At 66.8% G+C, this 18,412-nt stretch carries 22 protein-coding genes; 6 read left to right on the top strand and 16 right to left on the bottom strand.

The features are described from left to right. Positions 1-224 precede the first annotated feature (224 nt). Together EJI01_RS06175 and EJI01_RS06170 are read left to right on the top strand one after the other, a co-directional pair. A complete protein-coding gene (locus tag EJI01_RS06175; protein ID WP_126836251.1) occupies positions 225-1,187 on the top strand; it encodes a hypothetical protein in 963 nt (320 codons plus the stop codon). A 223-nt stretch (positions 1,188-1,410) separates the two neighbouring features. Continuing rightward, entirely contained in the window at positions 1,411-1,929 is a 519-nt protein-coding gene (locus EJI01_RS06170; RefSeq protein WP_126836250.1) for a glycine zipper domain-containing protein, read from the top strand. Positions 1,930-1,972: 43 nt separating this feature from the next. On the opposite strand, the gene EJI01_RS06165 is transcribed toward EJI01_RS06170, so the two are convergent. The 6 genes from EJI01_RS06165 to EJI01_RS06140 form a co-directional block, all read right to left on the bottom strand. After that, positions 1,973-2,890: a YihY/virulence factor BrkB family protein gene (locus EJI01_RS06165; protein WP_126836249.1), complete on the bottom strand. Its 918-nt coding sequence runs from the start codon at positions 2,888-2,890 to the stop codon at positions 1,973-1,975. A gap of 32 nt (positions 2,891-2,922) precedes the next feature. After that, on the bottom strand, positions 2,923-3,738 hold the full coding sequence (locus tag EJI01_RS06160) for an MHYT domain-containing protein (RefSeq protein WP_126836248.1): 816 nt from the start codon (positions 3,736-3,738) through the stop codon (positions 2,923-2,925). Positions 3,739-3,900: 162 nt separating this feature from the next. After that, positions 3,901-4,200, bottom strand: coding sequence for a VanZ family protein (locus EJI01_RS06155; protein WP_126836247.1), 300 nt, complete (start codon positions 4,198-4,200; stop codon positions 3,901-3,903). Between the two features lie 60 nt (positions 4,201-4,260). Beyond that, positions 4,261-4,488, bottom strand: coding sequence for a hypothetical protein (locus EJI01_RS06150; protein WP_126836246.1), 228 nt, complete (start codon positions 4,486-4,488; stop codon positions 4,261-4,263). A 30-nt stretch (positions 4,489-4,518) separates the two neighbouring features. Beyond that, complete coding sequence (locus EJI01_RS06145) at positions 4,519-4,941, bottom strand: surface-adhesin E family protein (RefSeq protein ID WP_126836245.1); 423 nt, start codon at positions 4,939-4,941, stop codon at positions 4,519-4,521. 63 nt (positions 4,942-5,004) lie between these two features. Continuing rightward, positions 5,005-5,409 carry a RidA family protein gene (locus tag EJI01_RS06140; RefSeq protein WP_126836244.1) on the bottom strand — a complete coding sequence of 135 codons (405 nt, stop codon included), beginning with the start codon at positions 5,407-5,409 and terminating at the stop codon, positions 5,005-5,007. Positions 5,410-5,552: 143 nt separating this feature from the next. Here EJI01_RS06140 and EJI01_RS06135 point away from each other — a divergent pair, with 143 nt between their 5' ends. Together EJI01_RS06135 and EJI01_RS06130 are read left to right on the top strand one after the other, a co-directional pair. Further along, positions 5,553-6,527, top strand: a complete 975-nt coding sequence (locus EJI01_RS06135) for a LysR family transcriptional regulator (RefSeq protein WP_126836243.1) — start codon at positions 5,553-5,555, stop codon at positions 6,525-6,527. A gap of 19 nt (positions 6,528-6,546) precedes the next feature. After that, positions 6,547-7,380 (top strand): alpha/beta hydrolase, encoded by an 834-nt coding sequence (locus EJI01_RS06130; protein ID WP_126836242.1) that lies wholly within the window; start codon positions 6,547-6,549, stop codon positions 7,378-7,380. Positions 7,381-7,386: 6 nt separating this feature from the next. On the opposite strand, the gene EJI01_RS06125 is transcribed toward EJI01_RS06130, so the two are convergent. The 4 genes from EJI01_RS06125 to EJI01_RS06110 are packed head-to-tail and all read right to left on the bottom strand — an operon-like array spanning position 7,387 to position 10,124. After that, positions 7,387-8,241, bottom strand: coding sequence for a class I SAM-dependent methyltransferase (locus EJI01_RS06125; RefSeq protein ID WP_126836241.1), 855 nt, complete (start codon positions 8,239-8,241; stop codon positions 7,387-7,389). A gap of 31 nt (positions 8,242-8,272) precedes the next feature. After that, a complete protein-coding gene (locus EJI01_RS06120; RefSeq protein ID WP_126836240.1) occupies positions 8,273-8,659 on the bottom strand; it encodes a RidA family protein in 387 nt (128 codons plus the stop codon). Beyond that, on the bottom strand, positions 8,656-9,180 hold the full coding sequence (locus tag EJI01_RS06115; RefSeq protein ID WP_126836239.1) for a class IV adenylate cyclase: 525 nt from the start codon (positions 9,178-9,180) through the stop codon (positions 8,656-8,658). The genes EJI01_RS06120 and EJI01_RS06115 overlap by 4 nt, the downstream gene beginning before the upstream one ends. A 50-nt stretch (positions 9,181-9,230) precedes the next feature. Continuing rightward, on the bottom strand, positions 9,231-10,124 hold the full coding sequence (locus EJI01_RS06110; protein ID WP_126836238.1) for a LysR family transcriptional regulator: 894 nt from the start codon (positions 10,122-10,124) through the stop codon (positions 9,231-9,233). A gap of 372 nt (positions 10,125-10,496) precedes the next feature. Here EJI01_RS06110 and EJI01_RS06105 point away from each other — a divergent pair, with 372 nt between their 5' ends. Beyond that, complete coding sequence (locus tag EJI01_RS06105) at positions 10,497-12,392, top strand: hypothetical protein (protein ID WP_126836237.1); 1,896 nt, start codon at positions 10,497-10,499, stop codon at positions 12,390-12,392. Positions 12,393-12,420: 28 nt separating this feature from the next. Here EJI01_RS06105 and EJI01_RS06100 read toward each other — a convergent pair whose 3' ends face one another. From EJI01_RS06100 to EJI01_RS06080, 5 genes are all read right to left on the bottom strand, one after another. Further along, complete coding sequence (locus EJI01_RS06100) at positions 12,421-12,873, bottom strand: hypothetical protein (RefSeq protein ID WP_126836236.1); 453 nt, start codon at positions 12,871-12,873, stop codon at positions 12,421-12,423. Between the two features lie 97 nt (positions 12,874-12,970). Continuing rightward, the gene (locus tag EJI01_RS06095) at positions 12,971-13,939 is read right to left on the bottom strand and encodes a Bug family tripartite tricarboxylate transporter substrate binding protein (protein ID WP_126836235.1); all 969 of its coding nucleotides are present in this window, start codon (positions 13,937-13,939) and stop codon (positions 12,971-12,973) included. A 46-nt stretch (positions 13,940-13,985) separates the two neighbouring features. Beyond that, positions 13,986-14,366 (bottom strand): VOC family protein, encoded by a 381-nt coding sequence (locus tag EJI01_RS06090; protein ID WP_126836234.1) that lies wholly within the window; start codon positions 14,364-14,366, stop codon positions 13,986-13,988. Next, positions 14,363-15,343 (bottom strand): hydroxymethylglutaryl-CoA lyase, encoded by a 981-nt coding sequence (locus EJI01_RS06085; protein WP_126836233.1) that lies wholly within the window; start codon positions 15,341-15,343, stop codon positions 14,363-14,365. Before EJI01_RS06085 ends, EJI01_RS06090 begins: the two co-directional genes overlap by 4 nt. A 15-nt stretch (positions 15,344-15,358) precedes the next feature. Beyond that, on the bottom strand, positions 15,359-16,516 hold the full coding sequence (locus tag EJI01_RS06080) for a CaiB/BaiF CoA transferase family protein (protein ID WP_126836232.1): 1,158 nt from the start codon (positions 16,514-16,516) through the stop codon (positions 15,359-15,361). A gap of 122 nt (positions 16,517-16,638) precedes the next feature. Between EJI01_RS06080 and EJI01_RS06075 the strand changes: the two genes are divergently transcribed. Next, positions 16,639-17,541 (top strand): LysR substrate-binding domain-containing protein, encoded by a 903-nt coding sequence (locus EJI01_RS06075; RefSeq protein ID WP_126836231.1) that lies wholly within the window; start codon positions 16,639-16,641, stop codon positions 17,539-17,541. On the opposite strand, the gene EJI01_RS06070 is transcribed toward EJI01_RS06075, so the two are convergent. Continuing rightward, the gene (locus tag EJI01_RS06070) at positions 17,538-18,407 is read right to left on the bottom strand and encodes a class I SAM-dependent methyltransferase (protein ID WP_126836230.1); all 870 of its coding nucleotides are present in this window, start codon (positions 18,405-18,407) and stop codon (positions 17,538-17,540) included. The genes EJI01_RS06075 and EJI01_RS06070 overlap by 4 nt on opposite strands. Positions 18,408-18,412 lie beyond the last annotated feature (5 nt).

The following is an 18,412-nucleotide window of genomic DNA, read 5'->3' as shown; positions in this document are numbered from 1 at the left end:
GGGGCGAAAAGGTCGGTGGTCGACCTTGGAGAAAGGTATACGGCTTAGGCTTTTCAACCGAGCCCAAGTTCCCGAACTCTCGCGCTCCAAGCCAACGCCGGCGCGCCACTACAACTTCTCCGGCACCGTTTGGTGCGCGCGGCCTACTTTCTATGGCGGACGCGGATGACGATCCTTGCCTCTGTTGCATCGCACATTGCCACTCGAACAACGAGGGACATGCAATGGCAGAGTATCAAGACCAGCTGCGGGCTTCGGGCGCTCCAGCACTCGAGGCGGAAGGCGCAGCCATCCGGGCGGGAAGTGGCGTCTCTTGGGCGGCCATCTTCGCCGGGGCCTTGGGAGCCGCGGCGCTGTCGCTGATTCTCGTGCTGCTCGGAACAGGACTCGGACTCTCGTCCATCTCGCCATGGACGGAGCGCGGTGCCTCTGCGACAAGGATCGGAGTTGCCACCATCTTGTGGATCACCTTCACGCAGGTTGCGGCTTCCGGCGTGGGCGGCTACCTGGCTGGGCGCCTGCGGACCAAATGGGCAGGCGTGCACACGGACGAGGTGTACTTCAGAGACACGGCGCACGGCTTCCTGGCTTGGTCACTGGCCACGCTGGTGACCGCGGCGGCGCTGACGTCGACGCTCGGCGTCATCCTGGGTGTCGGCGCGCAGGCGGGTGCCTCCATGGTGGGTAGCGCCACGACGGCCGCTGGTGCGGCGGGCGTGGCCGGCGCGACAGTCTCGGAGCCAGTTGCGGAAGACGCCTCTCCATCGGGCCCGATGAGCTACTTCGTCGATTCGCTTTTCCGCCGGGACGCCGGCGCGGCGACAAGTCCCGCAACGGCGCCTGCGGCTGCCGCTCCCCAGTCCACGCCGGCACAGGCGGAAGTGACGCGCATCTTCCTGAATGGCATTCGCACCGGCGCTCTTCCGCCCGAAGATGTTCGATACCTGGGCCAGGCTGTCGCACAGCGCACCGGCTTGAGCCAGCAGGATGCCGAGAAGCGAGTCACCGAGACCTACGCACGTGCCAAGGCAACGCTCGACCAGGCTCAGGAGAAGGCCAGGGCCGCGGCAGACGCAGCCCGCAAGGCATCTGCGTACGGCTCGCTGTGGCTCTTCATCTCGCTACTCATCGGCGCGTTCGTTGCCAGCTATTCGGCGACCTATGGCGGGCGCCAGCGCGATCTCTGAAACGACCTTCTCCGGAGGATTCAATGCCCGCGATCCTGCTCTGGCTCCTTGGAGTCCCCATTCCGATCATCATCCTGCTTGCATTGCTGTTCTGAGCAGCTGTAGGTGCGCACTGTCATGCCCCGCAGCCCGCCGCCTTCACTCCGACAGGCGCATGGGCGCTGGAGGCCTTCGAGCGACGGGTACAACTTTAGCCTTCCCATAGACCTGAAGGAGACATGCCATGACTGCTCGAAAGGACACCCGTGTGCCCGGTGACAAGGCAGATTCGGATTCAGCGACCGGCGTTGGCGCCGTCGTCGGTGGCGCTGCCGGTGGTGTGGCCGGCGGCGCGGCCGCAGGCGCGGCAGTTGGAGGGATGACCGGTCCCGTGGGCGCTGCCGTAGGCGCCGCAGTCGGCGCCGCGGCGGGAGCCCTGGCCGGCCGGAGCATCAAGGCCGATCCAGCCGTCGAGGATGCCTACTGGCGAGACAACTACACCGGGCGCTCCTACGTGGCGGCGGGGTCGAGCTACGACGACTATGCCCCGGCCTACCGCTATGGGGTCGACGCCTATTCCCGCTACCCGAATCGCAAGTTCGACGACGTCGAGCCGGAGTTGAGCCGCGATTGGGGCACGGCCCGTGGACGCTCTTCGCTGGAGTGGGATCGCGCCAGGCACGCGACGCGTGATGCCTGGCAACGCCTCAGCGACACGGTGGAACGCGCCGTTCCCGGCGACTCGGACCGCGACGGCCGCTGAGCGTCGAGGCAGGTCTGCCGCCATTCTCCGCGAGGGACGGGCCTCAGCCCAACGGGGCTGGTGGCTCCGAGGGCTGGGGCGGCGGCCCTGGCGGCGGCGCCTCCTCGCGCAGCACCGCGTTGATTTCGGCGCCGAAGATCAGTGTGGTCGCGCTGATGTACAGGAACACCAGCGTCGCGACCACGCCCGCGAAGCTGCCGTACAGCAACGCCAGTTTTCCGGCGGTACGAAGCGCATACGACAAACTGGCAGCAGCCGCTACCCACAGCGCCGCCCCCACCAAAGCGCCCGGCACTACGGTGTACAGCCGCTGGCGAATATCGGGCAGCCAGCCGTACAGCAGCGCGTACAAGGTCGTCAGCGTCACAAAGGCCAAGCCGTAGCGCACGCTGTTGCGCATCCAGAGCGCCTCTCGCCCCACACCTACATTGGTCTCCAGCAGCCGCCACAGGTACGGCATGATGATCACCGAGCTGAATGCAGCCAGGATACCGGCGCCCACGATCGCCGTGAACAGCGTGACCTTGATGCGCGCCTTCCAGAACGGGAGGCCGCGCTCGATGCCGTACGAGCGGTTGAGCGCCGTGCGCACCGCCTGTATGCCGGACGAGGCTGTCCACAGGGTAGTCAGCACGCCGATGGTCAGCAGCGCCTGGCTGCGCTGAGCCAGCACTTGGTCGATGACCGGCTGCATCGCGTCGCGCACCACCTGCGGCGCATAGTCCAATACGCGGCTGGCCAGCGCCGCAGCGTCGCCGGGCTGCCCGACGAAGCCGGCGGCGGCGGACAGCAGGATCAACAGCGGAAACATTGCCAGCACCGACGAGAACGCCATGCTGCCGGCTTGATTGGCGCTCTGGTGCAGCACGTAGTTGCGGATGGCCAGAAGGACGACGCGCAGGCCTGGCGCGGTCATCGCGGCGTGCCGCACGCGGCGCCAGGCGTTGTTCAGGCTGCTCATGGGCGGCGAGATGACGGAAAAGCGCGATCAGTTCACGACGGCGGATGGACCGGCGGAGCCGAACGATCTGCCGTTGACAGCAGCGCGGCGCTGCGCCCCTTGGCCCTGACGATGTCGAGCCAGTCGTCGATCTCGATCCTGCTGACAATGAAGATCAGCACCACGGACGCCGTGTTGAAACTGCCAGTCCCATGTTGCCGTCGCCCATCAGGTAGGAGGCCCGCCGGCGCGGCGCTGATGCAGACCATGGTGGCCGCCGTCATGCCGGTGTAGTGCATTGCGCACACGGCCACGCCCATCACCGCGGCCGCGATGAACTGGTGCGCCAGCTCCGTGAGGTTGAAGGCCAGCCATAGCGCCGTCGCTGCCGCGCCGATGGCGATCGCTACCGAGGCGGCCACGATGACCAGGTCGAAATTCATGCTGGCGCGCATATTCATGGCGAACATGCCGATGTAGTGCATCGCGCACACGCCGACACCTGCCACCAGGCTGCCGGCCAGCCAGCCGCCGCGGGTAAAGCGCTTGCCGCCGGCCAGGTACAGGGCGATGCCGGACATGACGATCGCGGCGACGAGCGACAAGGCAGTCAGCGGCACGTCGTAGGCGATCGATACCGGCAGCCTGTAGGCCGCCATACCGATGAAGTGCATCGACCAGATGCCGATACCACCCATCGACACCGCGCCGCAGGCCAGCATGGACAGGTCGAGCGTGCCGTCCCTGCGCACCATCTTGTGGGCGCACAGCAGGGCCAGCAGCGAGCCGAAGAAGGAGATCACATACGAGAGCGCGATGGTTCCGGAGTCGTAGCGCGGAGACAGCAGTTGGCCGACGATGGGATCCATGGCGTTCCTTTACAGGGGCGGTGACACCGGGTGCCAGTTGGAGCGAACTGGATGTGATCGTACGGTTGAGTGCTTGGATGCGTATGTACTCCGGGGCGAGCTCTCGCTGGAAACGTGCGATTTTGGGCCCATTCCGGGATGCAGACGACCTTCTGCCCGTTCTCAACGAGGCATCCAATGCGCCGTGAACCTGGCGAGGACTGCACCAATTGCCAAGCCGACGCCATCTGCGAAGAGATCGCCGATCTCCGCATAGCGGTTGGGCGTAAACGACTGCAGCACCTCGATCAGCCCCCCATACGCAAGCAACCCGGCGAGGGCTATGGCAGTGCGCCCGGGCCACGACCAGTGCGAGAGGAACGCCAGCGCCATGAAGCCCAGCGCGTGATTGCTCTTGTCCCAGCCTGTGGTGGGCATGCTGGACGACGGCGGCATCAGAGAGAACACCAGGATCGCCAGCATGCACGAGGCAAGCGCCCAACGCCATGGCGCTACGCGCATGCAACCCTCGGGTAGGCAACGTCAGACGCGCTGGGAAACGATTTCAACGATGTCTCCGTTCGTCGGGGTCGCACTCTCATGGTAGATGTCATACAGATACTGCGAGAGCTCTTCATGGCTGATGTCGGACGGAATCGCAAGCTCGGCCTTCCGTCGTTTCCCGTCCGCCCCCAGCAGGTAGCAATTCCATCGGTCGCCGGCTCTTTCAATGGCCATGATTCGGCCGAACACCTTGAAAACGTACCGCATAGTCGTTTCCTCACCGCAACTAGCGTCGGCCTAGGCGCTGGGCCGGCAGGCTGCGCGCACGATGCGCTCGGTGGGATTGGGCTCGACGTCGCGAAACAGCATGGGACGCGGCTGGCCGGCATAGTCCACGGCCTTGTGCGGCGCGCCCTGCCACAGGGGCTGCAGGTAGTAGGTCGCGTACAGGTAGGTGGCCTTGCCGGCACGGCAATCGAAGATGACCCGCGACTCGTAGGAGCGGTAGGGCACGCCGTCCCAGTTGATCCGCGGCTCCGACCGGCTCACGCGCACGTTCATGGTCTTGAAGTTGCCCGCGGCCTTGATCGCCACCGGGTCGACCTGAACCGTGTTGACGGAAGCATCGTCCGGACTCCCGGTCACCGTGAACCAGTCGGTGGCAGCCTGGGCCTGCACGGCGGCAGCAGCCAGGGCGAGCAGCACGAACCACCTTCTCACACCAAAATCCTTTGCTGTCGATGACAGCAACGATTCTAGGGGCGCGGCACGGGCAGCGTGAGATCAGCCATCACTGGTCTCGGGAAGCTTCGCGATCACCTTGATCTCGAACTGGAAGCCATAGAGCCAGGTCACGCCGACGCCAGTCAGCGTCGGGTGCGGCGCGTTGCCCCAATACTCCGGCACCACCTTCCAGATCGTCTCGAACCTCGATTCGGGGTCAACGATGAAGACGGTGACGTCGATCACATCGTCGAACGTGCAGCCCGCAGCCAACAGGATCGCCTTGAGGTTGTCGAAAGCGAGCCGGACCTGCGCCTCCAGGTCGGGCTCGGGCGAGCCGTCCTCGCGGCTGCCAACCTGCCCTGAAACGAACAGGAAGCCATTCGACCGGATCGCCGGCGAATAGCGATTCCTTTCGTAGAGCGCCTGGCGCCCGGGCGGAAAAACGACGTCACGCTGAGTCATGGATTGCCTTATTGAATGGGCCGAAGCCGACCCCGTGATAGCGATGAAGGGACTCTAGGGATCCGTGCCTTCCGGATAAACAGGCAAGGCCAATAATCACAATTTGCCGATTCCAAACAATCTTCGAACCAGCTGGAGCAGCGATGGACCGTTTCGATGCGATGCAGGCTTTTGCTCGCGTAGTGGAAGCACGCAGCTTCACCAAGGCGGCCGAGACGCTTCATATGAACAAGACCAGCGTGACGCAACTGGTGCAGCAGCTGGAAGCGCGCCTGCGCGTCAAGCTGCTGAACCGCACCACGCGCAAGGTCAACGTCACGGCCGACGGCGCGGCCTACTACGATCGCGTGGTGCGCCTGCTGGCCGATATGGACGATGCCGAGACCAGCCTGTCCGGCGCCTCGGCGTCGCCCAGGGGCCGCCTGCGAGTGGATGTGCCCAGCCCGCTGGCCCGCATGATTCTGGTGCCGGCGTTGCCCGCATTCCACGCGCGCTATCCCGACATCCAGCTCGACATGGGCGTGAGCGATCGCATGGTCGACCTGATCGGCGAGAACGTGGACTGCGTCGTGCGCGGCGGCGAACTCACCGACCAGTCGCTGATGGCACGCCGAGTGGGCGACCTGCAGCTCGGGGTCTGCGCGGCGCCGAGCTACCTGGAACGCGCCGGCACGCCCTCGCACCCGCGGGAGCTGGAAGACACGCATCACCGCATCGTGGGCTTCCTGTGGTCACGCAGCGGCAAGCCCTTTCCGTACGCCATGCACCGCGACCGCGAGAGCATCGAAGTACAAGGCCGCTACGTGTTCGCCGTCGACGACGGCAATGCCTATCTCGCGGCCGGCCTGGCCGGCCTGGGCGTGCTTTGGCTGCCGGACTACATGTCGAAGGCGCACCTGGTGCGCGGCGAGCTGGTGCCCCTGTTCGAGGGCTGGCGCTTCGATCCGATGCCGTTGTACGTGGCGTTTCCGCCGAACCGGCATGTCAGCACCAAGCTGCGCGTGTTCATCGATTGGGTCGCCGAGCTGATGGCGCAACACGCGCCTGTACGCAACGGCGCCCGGGTCAGAAGCAATCGCGCATTTACAGCAGAATGCAAGCAACTAAGCGACACGTAGCCTTTCCGCCGGAGCCACCTTGCCATCTAAAGTCTTTCGCTTTGCCCTATCGGCTTCCGCAGCTGCGCTCGGAGGCATCGCAGCCTACTGGGCCCTTCTTGCGACGCGCCAAGGGCACATCCTGTTCGACGCTCGCAAGCACCCCGTCGTTCACCTGTCCGAGGACTTTTCCACCTACTCTCACACCGTGCCGGGAGGGATGGTCCGCGGCTATGTCTACCACCCCCAGGGCGAGGACGCGCTGCACGACCTGTTCATCTATTTCGCGGGCCGAGGGGAGGACGTTCGCGCCACTGCCAAGGTGCTGCACTGGCTTCCGGAAGGCTTCGGATTCGCCGCGGTCAACTATCGGGGTGTCGCCGACTCGCAGGGGCATCCCTCCGAGATCGCCTCCGTCGAGGACGCGAGAGAGTTCGCCAATCACTTGCGCCGGGCCTTCCCGCGCGCGCGTCTGCACGTCGTCGGTCGCAGCCTGGGGACGGGCGTGGCCATACAACTCGTGGCGCGGCAGGATTTCGCAAGCCTGCAGCTGGTCACGCCCTACGACTCGATGCTGGAGGTGGCGAAGAAGCGCTTCCCGCTCGTTCCCCTTTCCCTGTTGCTGCGGCACCAGTTCAACTCGCTGGCGCACTGCAAGGAGGTCGCAGCGAAAACCCAGGTCCTGCTGGCCGAGCGCGACGACATCGTGCTGCCGGCGCGCTCGGAGAAGCTCATCGCGGCCTGGCCGACGCCGATCAGCGTGCAAACCATCGCCGGCTCAGACCATCGCGGCATCATGGCCCTCGAAGCGACCTGGCTCCATCTCATCGACTTCGCGCTGACAGCAGTCCTCCCCGAGCCGAAGGCAGCGTAAGGGAGTTCAGAAGCTGTAGCGCAGCAGCCGCCCGAGCCTGCCCAGCGGCGGAATCCAGGCGAATACCCGCACCGCCATCCGCGCCCGCCACGACATCCGGGCGACCTGCCGCGGGTCGTAGCCGTTCGGGTCATAGGCCGTCAGCTCGGTCAGCAGTTTCATCTTCGGGATGCGGCGTTCGAGCTCGTGCGGATCGTCGATGCTCCAACGCAGGATTGCGCCGGTGGCTCGCACCGACCGGTGGTACCGCACGAGCTGCAGGCCGAGCCGGCTGAAGCTGTCGAAGGCCACATGGCCGCCCGGAAAATGCCGCGTGAGCCGCGCGAGGAGTTGCGGCACCGCATCCTCGGCGAGGTACATGAAAAGCCCCTCGGCGACGATCATCGCCGGACGGTACGAGGGCACCGAGGCGAGCCAGCCGGGCTCGGTCACCGACGCACCGATCATGGCGTAGCCCTCGCGCTCCGGATAGAGGCGCCGGCGCAGCGCGATGACCTCCGGATAGTCGACATCGATCCACCGTACGCTGGGTGGCGGATCGACGCGGAACACGCGGCTGTCCAGGCCGCAGCCCAGATGCAGCACGGTCGCTCTCGGATACTTCGCGATGAATTCGCGGGTCCAGCCGTCCAGAATGTAGGCGCGCATCGCGAGCCCGATCATGTCGTCGCGGCCGACGTGCAGTTTCGAGAAGTCGTAGTCGATGCGGCTCATCGCCTCGGCGGCGAAGTGGTCGTGCAGCAGCGAATCGGGCAGGCGGCTCTCCTCGCCCTTGGCGTAGAGGGTGATGAGGAGGGTTTCCTTCTCCCGGCTCAGTGCGACCTTCTCCGGTTCCGGCTGGGCGCGGGGGACAGCGGCCACGGGTGTCTCCTGAAAGAGTGCAATACCGCGCCTATTTTGCAGCCATCGCCTCGATTTCGAGCTTCCAGCGGGGATCGAGCAGTTGGGAGCAGACCACCGTCAAAGACACCCGATGATCGCCCAGGTATTTGACGCGCAGGCGCACGTTCGCCTCGTCGAATTCGGGCGCGGCCAGGTAGGTGCGCACGGAGACCAGGTCGCGGTAATCCATGCCGGCCGATCGCAGGATGGTCCCCATGTGGGTCCAGATCAGATCGCCCTGCTGCTCGAAGGACTCTGGCATGGTGATGCCGTCGGCGAGGTAGCCGTTGAGCCCGCTGATGACCAGCAGGCGCGAGTCGCCCCTGCTCTCCGTGGCATGGCTGTAGCAGCGATAGGGCGGGAACACGCCCTCCGGGTTGTGCTGGATCACCGTCATCGGGATACGTCCTTTCCATTCAACAGATCGACATAGGCGCCCTCGATCAGCTGCGACGCGTCGACCGAGAGCAGCGCCATGATGCGCCGCGCCTCTTGCGCACCCTCTTCTCCACTTTGACTGTCTTCGAGCACGACCTCGAGCTCCAGAAAATCGCCGAGGCCTTGCACGCGGTCCAGATGGATGCGGGTTTGCCCGGCGAGGAAGAGCGTGCGCTGCTTGACCACCCTGCCAGCCTGGCCGTAGGCCAGGCTCAGGGACTCGCGCAGGATGTCGGGTGCCGCGATCGGCGTGCGCAGGTAGAAGGATTCCTTCGGGCCCGCGAGGTCGGCGCGCCGGTAGTAGATCAGCTCGCCGTTTCCCGCGGCAAAGGTACGCAGCTTGAGCCGGCCCGTGTTGCAGAGGAAGAAGGTGTCGTCCTGCCGGATGGCGACGGGCCCTTCGTCGGCGATGGCCGCGGCCATCGGAACAAGACGCTCGACGCTCGGGATGCGCGCCTTGATTTCGATGTTTCTTGCCATGCGGCGAGCTTAGCGCCGATGGAAAAAACGCTCCCCGCGGCAGTGAAAGATCATTCGCTGAGCATTCGGGTCGCGCCCTTGACCAATGCGTCGTGCAACTCCTGCGTGACGCGTGACGAAGTCAGCACCACCAGCGGCACCATGATCCGTTCTCGCAGCGGTCTGGGCTGCACGCCCGCATAGCGATGCAGCGCAAAAGGCGCGGGTAGGCAGGTGCAGCCGCGGCCGGTGCCGATCTGCGCGAAGACGTGCAGCGGATCGGGTGCCGGCGCCTCCACCTTGGGACGAAAGCCATGCGCTGCGTACTGGCGCGTGAATTCGTCGTACATGCGCGTGTTGACGCTGCGGCTGAAGCGGAAGAACGGCGCCAGGGACTGCAGGTCACGCACCGCGATGCGCCGCTGGCGCGCGAGCGCCGAGGTCGCCGGAACGAAGGCCACGAGCGGCACCTGGTCGACCAGGTCGCCGCGCAGGCGGTACATCGAAGCCGGCCAGAGCACGATGGCGGCATCCAGCTCGTTGCGCCGTAGCGCCGAGGCCGCGGCGATCGTGGTCGTCGTCTGCACGTCGATCCCGCTCGCATGCCCCGCCTCCACCAGGCTGCGCTCCATCGCAGACAGCCGGCGCAAATGGACCCAGTTCAGCACCCCCAGGCGAAGGCGCGGCAGCTTGTTCGCGGCCTGGGCCACGTGCTCGAGCGCGGCGTCGAAGCTGTGCATCAGTTCGGCGAAGCTGCGCATCGCCAGTTCGCCGGCGCTGGTCAGGCGCACGCCGTGCGTGTCGCGCTCGAGCAGCCGCACGCCCAGCTCGGCCTCCAGCTCCGCGACCTGCCGCGACAGCGGCGGCTGCGTGATGGCCAGGCGCTCGGCGGCGCGCCTGAAGTTGCGCTCTTCGGCGACGGCCAGGAAGTAGCGGATCTGGCGGACGGTGACGGGTCTGGTCATCCAAAAAAGGTATCACAAAAAACGCAATTCCAATGCCGGCCAGCGCTCCCTACAGTCGCGGCCGCAACAAGCCGTTGCGCCCGCCGGCCGCCTGCAGATGCGAGCCGGCCGCCTCTTTGCACCTCAACGATGACATCCAAGAAACGCCGTCTTCCCGCGCCTTCCTCCTCCCCTTCCCTGGCCCTTTCCCCCGGTCGCCGCAGCTTCCTCGGCCGCGCATCCACCGCCGCGCTATGGCTCGGCGCGCCCTCGCTTCTCGTCGGTTGCGGTGGCGGCGGTGGAGGCGGAGACGCGTACGGACCGGCCTATGGACAAGACACTGGATCAGGCAGCGAACTCGCGTCCTCAAGCCGCTTTGCCAGTATCCGCGCCGTGGAGGCCGCGTGCGCCGATCTCGAATCGCGCAAGCTCGAGCCGATCGCCTACCTCACCGAGCTGACGGCGATCATGGCGAAGGACCGAAACTACGCGGAGACCGGCATCGACGAAAGCTCGCTGACGGCCTGGGGCACCTTCGTCGATGGCCGCGTGCACATGGTCACGCACAACTTCAAGCCCACCGGCACTTCGGCGCCGACCGCCGAAACCAAGGAGAGCCAGAACCAGAAGACGGCCGGAGTGCTGGCCGCCAAGCCGCCGGAGCTGCCCAGCTCGCGCAAGGCGCGGTTGATGCACTCCTTCTTCACGCCTTTCGACGGCCAACCTGCCATCGCGGAGATGTCCGGCTGGCTCAGGTCCCACGACTACGCGCTGCAGCCGGGCGTCGAAGGCGATGCGCACATCACCACGCTGCGCCAGATCAAAGGGGACGGCTTCTTCTACATCAACACCCATGGCGGCGTGAAGCGCACCCGCTATCAGGACGACAGCACACCGCAGATGTACTCCATCCAGTCGTCCACGCTGATCGACACGGCACTGGAGGCCCAGCCCGAGTTCAAGGCCGACCTCGCCGCCTTCCGCCTGACCTACTTCACGGCGTACAACGGCCTCGCCACGGTGGACAGCAAGGGCGAGGAAGTCGCCTTGAAAGATACGCGCTACGGCATCACCGCCAACTTCGTCGATACCTACTGGGAATTCGCGCAGGACAGCGTCGTCATCATCAATGCCTGCAACAGCGCCAACAGCGCCGACAACAGGTGGGTGATCGACTTCCTACTCGCCTGCCACCGCAAAGGCGCAGGCTTGTACCTGGGCTGGACGGAGATCTGCTCGCCGCCGGCCGCCTTCGACATACCCAAGTACAGCGTCGACCGGATGCTGGGCGCTAACCTCTTCAAGCCGCAGACGCCGAAGCAGCGCGCCTTCACGGGCGAAGAAGTGATCGCCCATATGCAGAGCAAGAACCTCAACCACGACACCGGCACGAAGGTCGGCGCGTACTTCATCGCCAGGCCCAATCCGCGCAGCGCGGTCAGCCACATCCTCTCGCCGTCCATCCACCATGTCGAGGTCGACGAACTGAACGACCAGATCAACCTCATCGGCGCTTTCGGCCGCACGCAGGGCAAGGTCTTCGTCAACGGGTCGGAGCGCCAGGTGACGCGCTGGGAACACGAGCTCATCGTGTGCGACCTGCCGCGCGTGGGCACGGGCTCGCACGGGCCGGTCTGGGTGGAGCTGGGCGCCGACCACAGCAACCGGCGCACCATCAGCCAATGGAACATGCGCATCGACACGCACTGGTTCAGGCAGAACTACCCGGGCCTGGCGGTCGACGGGCCGATACGCACCCGATGGCGCGCCGACGTGGGACCGGTGCGCGACACCTGCGGCGAGGAAGTGAAGCGGCCGGTGCGCTACGCCATCGGCACCTACGAATCCTTCATGGAGCTCGCGGCGGGCGGCTCCTTCCCCGTGCCGCCGGACTGCACCATCACCTGGAGCGGCCAGGCCAGCTTCGCCTCGCAGGTGAAGCTGATGCAGGAGCCCGGCGCCGGCGACCGCGTGATCTTCACGTACCTGCGGATCGACACCGACACGAAGCTCGGCGCCATGGGCCTGGCACTGGGCGCGAATGCCGGCCCGTTCGTAGAGCACGGCTGCAGGTCCACCGAGCCGTTCGCCTCGGGGCTGGGCCTGCTGGACGGCCCGCAGGATTTCGAGGTCATGGGCGCGGCGGCGACGATCCCCCTGCCGGCAAAAAAGATCGCGCTCAGCAGCGATCTCTCCATCCTCGGCGACGGCCACCTGGACGACAGCCTGCGCCTGCAATGGAACACGGCGCCGATCGAGTCGCCCCCTGCCGATGCCGAGCTAATCTGATCTGATCCGGCGCGGCACTGCGCCGGCGTCAGGAGATCAGGCCGTGCTCCTGGAGCACCTTCTTCTCGTCGCCGGTCACGTAGCCGAAGATCTTCGGCTCCTTGTCTTCGACGCGCACGAAGTAGCTGTTGGCGAAATCGATGCGCACCTCCTCGCCGTCCTTCTTCGTGTAGCGCGAATCCCAGCCGACCTTGGCGATGAAATGGAGATCGTCGCCCAGCGGAATGATCTCGACCCCGGTCACCGTCATCGATCGCGTGCCGATCTTCCGGTAGAACTCGAAGCCGTGCGGGATCGCCCATCGGAAGGCCAGGCCGTTCTTGCCGCCGCGCACGCCATCGGGGCCGGCGGCGACGAAGAAGCGGGCAAAGCAGTCGACCAGCCCCTGGATGTCGACCACCGGAGGGTCCTTCAGCGTGTCGTTGAAACGCTGTTCGTAGGCCTTGAAGAAAGACCGGATCCGCTCTTCCTTGTCGCTCATGGCAACTCCTGCTGCTGCACACGCGTGCAAGCTAGCGCAATGCTCGCTGGGCACGATCAGGAATGCACGCGGATCGGCATGGGCTCACTCCTACAGTTCAGTCCGCCTTGATGTCCGCCGCCTTGATCACCTTCGACCACAGGACCAGTTCCTGGTCGACGAACTTGCCGAGCGCCGGCGGGTCCATGTAGACCGCGAAGGCGCCCTGGTCGTCGACCTTCTTGCGGAAGCCCTCGCTCTCCACGATCTTGCGGATCTCGGCGCTGAGCTTGGCGACGATCTCCGGTGGCGTCTTCGCCGGCGCGAAGACCGCGAACCACGACTCCACTTCGTAGCCGGGGAAGCCCGCCTCGGCCGAGGTCGGCACGTTGGGCATCGACGCGTGCCGCTTGCTGCCGGTATAGGCCAGCGCCTTGAGCTTGCCGCTCGCGATGTGGCCGATGACCGAAGGCGGCGTGGTGATGAACATGTCGACGTTGCCCGCGATCAGGTCGTTGATCGCCGGGCCCGAGCCCTTGTAGGGCACGTGGGTCATCGGCTGCCTGGCCTGGCGCGACAGCAGTTCGCCCGCGATGTGCTGGATCGAGCCGTTGCCGGACGACGCGTAGTTGAGCCCGCCGTCGCCCTTCTTCTTTCCGTACTCGACCAGTTCCTTCATCGAGTTCACCGGCAGCTTGCCGCTGACGGCCACCACGTGCGGGGCGCGCATCACCAGCGCGACCGGCACGAAGTCCTTGGTCGGGCTCCACTTGATCTGCTGGAACAGCGCCGGATTGCCGACGTGGTAGCCGGAATACTGCATCAGGAGCGTGTAGCCGTCGGGCGCGGCGCGGGCCACGGCCTCGGTGCCGATGTTGCCGCTGGCGCCCGGCTTGTTGTCGACGACCACCGGCTGGCCGAGCGCGCGCTGCAGCGGGTCCGCGACCATGCGCGCCATGATGTCGGTGGAGCCGGCCGGCGCAGTGGGCACGATGAAGGTGATCGGCTTCGAGGGAAAGGTGTCGGCGTGCGACGCGGCGGCGGCCAGCGCAAGGCAGGCTGCGAGAAGGCAGCGAACGGGTTTCATGTGTGTCTCCTGTCGTGTGTGAAAAGCTGTCGTGGCGCTCGGCCCTTCAGGGCGCGAGCTCCGAGATCTCGATGAGATTCAGGTCGGGGTCGCGCATGTAGACCGAGCGGATGCGCGAGGTGGCGCCGGTGCGCATGACCGGCCCTTCGATGATCGGCACCTGCTTCTGCTTCAGGCGCGCGATGACCTCGTCGAGCGGCACGGCGGCGATGAAGCACAGGTCCAGCGCGCCCGGCATCGGCATCTGCGCCTTGGGCTCGAACTCATGGCCCTTCCGGTGCAGGTTGATCTTCTGGTTGCCGAAGCGAAAGGCCTTGCGGCCGTCGCCGAAGGTCTCGAGCGACATGCCCAGCACCTCGACATAGAAGCGCACGCAGGCTTCCTCGTCTGCGGTGGTGAGCACCAGGTGGTCGAGATGGTCGATCATGCTTGCTCCTTTTCTTTGCGCGCCTTCGCGCGGGCGACGATGTCGTCGAAGTCCGCCGGCGGTGCGTGCCGCGTCAAGCGATGGCCGGCGCGCGATACCTGGCTCGGGAGCTCGTGCTGCACCAGCGCTTCGAGCTGCGCGGCGGCGCCGATCAGGCCTTCGAGATCGATGCCGGCGTCGTAGCCCATGCACTGCAGCATGTGGACCACGTCTTCGGTCGCGACATTGCCGGTCGCGCCCGGCGCATAGGGGCAGCCGCCGATGCCGCCGAGCGACATGTCGAGGCGGCGGATGCCGGCCTCGACCGCGGCGACGGTGTTGACGAGGCCCATGCCGCGCGTGTTGTGGAAGTGGGCGGTGAAGTCCAGCGCCGGATGGCGCTCGAGCGCCGCCGCGCAGACCGCCTGCACCTGGGTGGGATAGGCCATGCCGGTGGTGTCGCACAAGGTGATGCCGCGCACATCGAGGGCCGCGAAGCGTTCGATCCAGGCCAGCACGGCGGCCGGCGGCACCTCGCCTTCCATCGGGCAGCCGAACACGCAGGACAGCGACACATTGACCGGCACCGCGGCCTGCCGCGCCAGCGCAATCACTTCGGACAACTGCGAGAAGGACTGCTCGCACGTCATGCGCAGGTTGGCGAGGTTGTGGCTTTCGCCGGCCGACATGACGACGTTGAATTCATCGACGCGGCTGTCGAGCGCACGCTCTGCGCCGCGCAGGTTGGGCACCAGCGCGGTGTAGACCACGCCGGGCCGGCGCGCGATGCGCATCATCACTTCCTCGCCGTCGCGCAGTGCGGGAATGGCCTTGGGCGAAGTGAAGGAAGTGACCTCGATCTTCGCGTAGCCGAGGCCGCTGAGCCGATCGACCAGCGCGATCTTCTCTTCGGTGGGAATGAAGCGGCCCTCCATCTGGAAGCCGTCGCGCGTGGCGACCTCGTTGACGAGGATGCGCGTGCCGTTGCCGGTGTTCATGTTGTCTCCGCTCCTTCAGCGTGAACGCGCTGGCCAGCCGCCCGAGCGCAGGTCGTCGTCGTGTTCGCCGAGCCGCGGCGCAGGGTGCGCGATGCGGCCCGGCGTGGCGCTGAGCTTGGGCACCACGCCCGGCACCTTGAGCGTGCGGCCGTCGGAGGTGGGGGCCTCGACGATCATCTCGCGCGCCAGGTACTGCGGATCGGTCGCGATGTCGGCCACCGAGTAGATGCGCCCGACCGGCACGCCGGCCGCATCGAGCGCAGCCAGCGCCTCGTCGCGGCTGCGCTGGAGGGTCCAGGCCTCGATCGCGGCATCGAGCGACTCGGCGTGCTGCACGCGGCCGTCGTTGTGGCGCAGCGCCGGGTCTTCCTCGAGGTCCGGGCGGCCGATGGCGCGCATCAGGCGGCGGAAGATGCTGTCGCCGTTGCCGGCTACCAGCACGTAGTGGCCGTCGTTGCAGCGGTAGGCGTTGGTCGGCGCGATGCCGGGCAGCGCGCTGCCGGCGCGTTCGCGCACGGCACCGAAGGCGTCGTACTCGGGCAGCAGGCTTTCCATCACGTTGAACACCGACTCGTAGAGCGCCACGTCGATGAACTGGCCTTCGCCGCCGTGCGCCGTGCGGTGGTGCAGCGCGGTCAGCACGCCGATCACGCCGTGCAGCGCCGCGAGCGTGTCGCCGAGCGAGATGCCCACTCGCACCGGCACGCGCCCCGGCTCTCCGCTCAGGTAGCGCAGCCCGCCCATCGATTCGCCGAGTACGCCGAAGCCGGGCTTGTCGCGGTAGGGGCCGGTCTGGCCGTAGCCAGAGATGCGCAGCATGATGAGGCGGGGGTTGAGCGCATGCAGCTGCTCCCAGCCGAGGCCCCAGGCTTCCAGCGTGCCGGGCTTGAAGTTCTCGATCAGCACGTCGGCTTCGAGCGCGAGCGCGCGGGCCGCTTCCTGCCCTTCAACGCTCCGCAGGTCCAGGCACACCGATCGCTTGTTGCGCGACTGCACCTCCCACCACACCGAGCTGCCGTCGCGCAGCATGCGCCATTTGCGCAGCGGATCGCCGACATCGGCCGGCTCGACCTTGATCACGTCGGCGCCGAACTCGGCCAGGGTCTTGCCGGCGAAGGGGCCGGCGATGAGCTGGCCGAGCTCCAGGACCTTGAGGCCTTCGAGTGCTTGCATGGCTTGCTTGTCTCAATGTGCTGTTCGAAGGCTGCACTGTAGAAAAGCATCGCGATTCGCGGAATTGCCGTGATGGCAGCACCCCTTCGCGAAACGCGAAGCCCCAGGCCTAGAATCGCCGGATGGCGAGCACCATCAATCCGGCCCGCGTCGACTTCGTCACCCTGCGTCTGTTCTGCGCGGTGGCCCAGTCGGGCAGCATCACCAAGGGCGCCGAGGCCTGCCACCTGGCCTTGTCGGCCGCGAGCCGGCGCCTGTCGGATTTCGAGAACGCCACCGGCTCGAAGCTGCTCGACCGCAGCCCGCAGGGCATTGCGCTGACGCCGGCCGGCCACGTCGCCATGCAGCACGCGATGCGGCTGTTCCAGGGCTTCGAGCAGTTCAGCACCGAGCTCAAGGACTATTCGAGCGGCGTGCGCGGCCATGTGCGGCTGTGGGCCAACATGTCGGCGCTCACCGAGTTCCTGCCGGCCGCGCTGGCGAGCTTTCTTGAAGCTCATCCGGACATCCGCGTCGAGGTCGAGGAACAGCTGAGCGGCGACATCGTCCGCGCGCTGGTCGATGGCCTCGCGGACGTCGGCGTGTTCGCCGAGAACACCCCGACCTACGGGCTGGACGTGGCGCCCTTCCAGACCGACGAGCTGGTGGTGCTGTGCGCCAGGCAGCATCCGCTGGCGCGCACCCGGCGCGCCGACTTCAAGACCTGCCTGGCGCACGAGTTCGTCGGCCTGAACCGCAGCAGCTCATTGCTGGAGCTGACCTCGCGCGCCGCCGAGCAGGCCGGCATCCCGATGCGCCTGCGCGTGCAGGTGCGCAGCTTCGATGCCATGTGCCACATGATCGCGGCCAACCTCGGCATCGGCGTGGTGCCGCTGGCGGCCTGCAAGGCGCAGGTGATCGCGCTCGACCTGCGGGTGGTGCGGCTCAAGGATGCGTGGGCGGTGCGCCGGCTGATGATGGCGACCAAGACCGGCGAGCTGCTGTCGCCGGCGGCGGACCTGCTGGTCCGCCACCTGAGGGTCTAGACCGTTCCCACGCCCACCAGCATCTCGCACGGCCCGACGAAGCCGTCGCCGGTTTCGAAGGCGCGCAAGGCTTCCTCGATGGCCTGCCAGGCCTGCGCCCGCTCCGCTTCGCTCAACGCCACCATCATCTGGTGCAGCGCGCCGAAGGACTCGCGCTCGAAGCGCACGCATTCCGCCGCACTCGGCAGCTTGACCGGCGACGGCACCTTGCGCACCTCGATGTTGCGCAAGCCGGCCTTGGCGAAGGCGGCTTCCAGCACGCCTTCGGCGCCGAGCGAGAACGGCCCCGGCTGCCCGGGCAGCGGCGGCGGCAGCTTGGCGCGCTCGCGGATGATCTTCACCGGGATCGAGAAGAAGGCATTGCGCTCGGGCGTCGAGTAGACGATGGCCGCCACCCGCCCGCCCGGCCGCAACGCGCGGCACATGCCCGCGAGCGCGCGCTGCTGGTCGGGAAAGTAGATCAGGCCGACACGGCTGATCGCGGCGTCGAAGGAGCCGGCGGGCAGCGTGTCGAGCGCCTCGCCGTCGAGCTCGCGCGTTTCGAGGTTGGAGAGGCCCGCCGTCCGGGCGTCCGCGGCCGCGCGTTCGAGCAAGGCCGGCGCGATGTCGGTGGCGAGCACATGGCCGCTTTCGCCCACGCGCCGCGCCGCCGAGATCGACTGTTCGCCGGCGCCCGCTGCGATGTCGAGCACCCGCGAGCCCGGGCCGATGCGGGCCAGGTCGAACATGGTCTCGGTCGCCTCGCCGAGCCAGTCGCCGAGGAAGGGGCCCCAGCGGTGCCAGGCCTCGGCGGCGGCCTGCCACTGCGCGCGTGTCGTGGTCTTGAAGGCGGCGGCATCGAATGCCGGCTGCAGAACGGTGCTCATGGTGC

Origin of the sequence: Variovorax sp. MHTC-1 (assembly GCF_003984645.1) — a bacterium.
GTDB lineage: Bacteria > Pseudomonadota > Gammaproteobacteria > Burkholderiales > Burkholderiaceae_C > Variovorax.
The sequence above is the reverse complement of the archived record's forward strand: the minus strand, read 5'-3'. Positions and strand labels throughout refer to the sequence as shown.

Excerpts from the sequence above, each read along its gene's own strand:
- EJI01_RS06175 (WP_126836251.1), top strand. The coding sequence starts at position 225 with ATGGCAGAGTATCAAGACCAGCTGCGGGCTTCGGGCGCTCCAGCACTC.
- EJI01_RS06170 (WP_126836250.1), top strand. The coding sequence starts at position 1,411 with ATGACTGCTCGAAAGGACACCCGTGTGCCCGGTGACAAGGCAGATTCG.
- EJI01_RS06165 (WP_126836249.1), bottom strand. The coding sequence starts at position 2,890 with ATGAGCAGCCTGAACAACGCCTGGCGCCGCGTGCGGCACGCCGCGATG.
- EJI01_RS06160 (WP_126836248.1), bottom strand. The coding sequence starts at position 3,738 with ATGGATCCCATCGTCGGCCAACTGCTGTCTCCGCGCTACGACTCCGGA.
- EJI01_RS06155 (WP_126836247.1), bottom strand. The coding sequence starts at position 4,200 with ATGCTGGCGATCCTGGTGTTCTCTCTGATGCCGCCGTCGTCCAGCATG.
- EJI01_RS06150 (WP_126836246.1), bottom strand. The coding sequence starts at position 4,488 with ATGCGGTACGTTTTCAAGGTGTTCGGCCGAATCATGGCCATTGAAAGA.
- EJI01_RS06140 (WP_126836244.1), bottom strand. The coding sequence starts at position 5,409 with ATGACTCAGCGTGACGTCGTTTTTCCGCCCGGGCGCCAGGCGCTCTAC.
- EJI01_RS06135 (WP_126836243.1), top strand. The coding sequence starts at position 5,553 with ATGGACCGTTTCGATGCGATGCAGGCTTTTGCTCGCGTAGTGGAAGCA.
- EJI01_RS06120 (WP_126836240.1), bottom strand. The coding sequence starts at position 8,659 with ATGACGGTGATCCAGCACAACCCGGAGGGCGTGTTCCCGCCCTATCGC.
- EJI01_RS06115 (WP_126836239.1), bottom strand. The coding sequence starts at position 9,180 with ATGGCAAGAAACATCGAAATCAAGGCGCGCATCCCGAGCGTCGAGCGT.
- EJI01_RS06110 (WP_126836238.1), bottom strand. The coding sequence starts at position 10,124 with ATGACCAGACCCGTCACCGTCCGCCAGATCCGCTACTTCCTGGCCGTC.
- EJI01_RS06100 (WP_126836236.1), bottom strand. The coding sequence starts at position 12,873 with ATGAGCGACAAGGAAGAGCGGATCCGGTCTTTCTTCAAGGCCTACGAA.
- EJI01_RS06095 (WP_126836235.1), bottom strand. The coding sequence starts at position 13,939 with ATGAAACCCGTTCGCTGCCTTCTCGCAGCCTGCCTTGCGCTGGCCGCC.
- EJI01_RS06090 (WP_126836234.1), bottom strand. The coding sequence starts at position 14,366 with ATGATCGACCATCTCGACCACCTGGTGCTCACCACCGCAGACGAGGAA.
- EJI01_RS06085 (WP_126836233.1), bottom strand. The coding sequence starts at position 15,343 with ATGAACACCGGCAACGGCACGCGCATCCTCGTCAACGAGGTCGCCACG.
- EJI01_RS06080 (WP_126836232.1), bottom strand. The coding sequence starts at position 16,516 with ATGCAAGCACTCGAAGGCCTCAAGGTCCTGGAGCTCGGCCAGCTCATC.
- EJI01_RS06075 (WP_126836231.1), top strand. The coding sequence starts at position 16,639 with ATGGCGAGCACCATCAATCCGGCCCGCGTCGACTTCGTCACCCTGCGT.
- EJI01_RS06070 (WP_126836230.1), bottom strand. The coding sequence starts at position 18,407 with ATGAGCACCGTTCTGCAGCCGGCATTCGATGCCGCCGCCTTCAAGACC.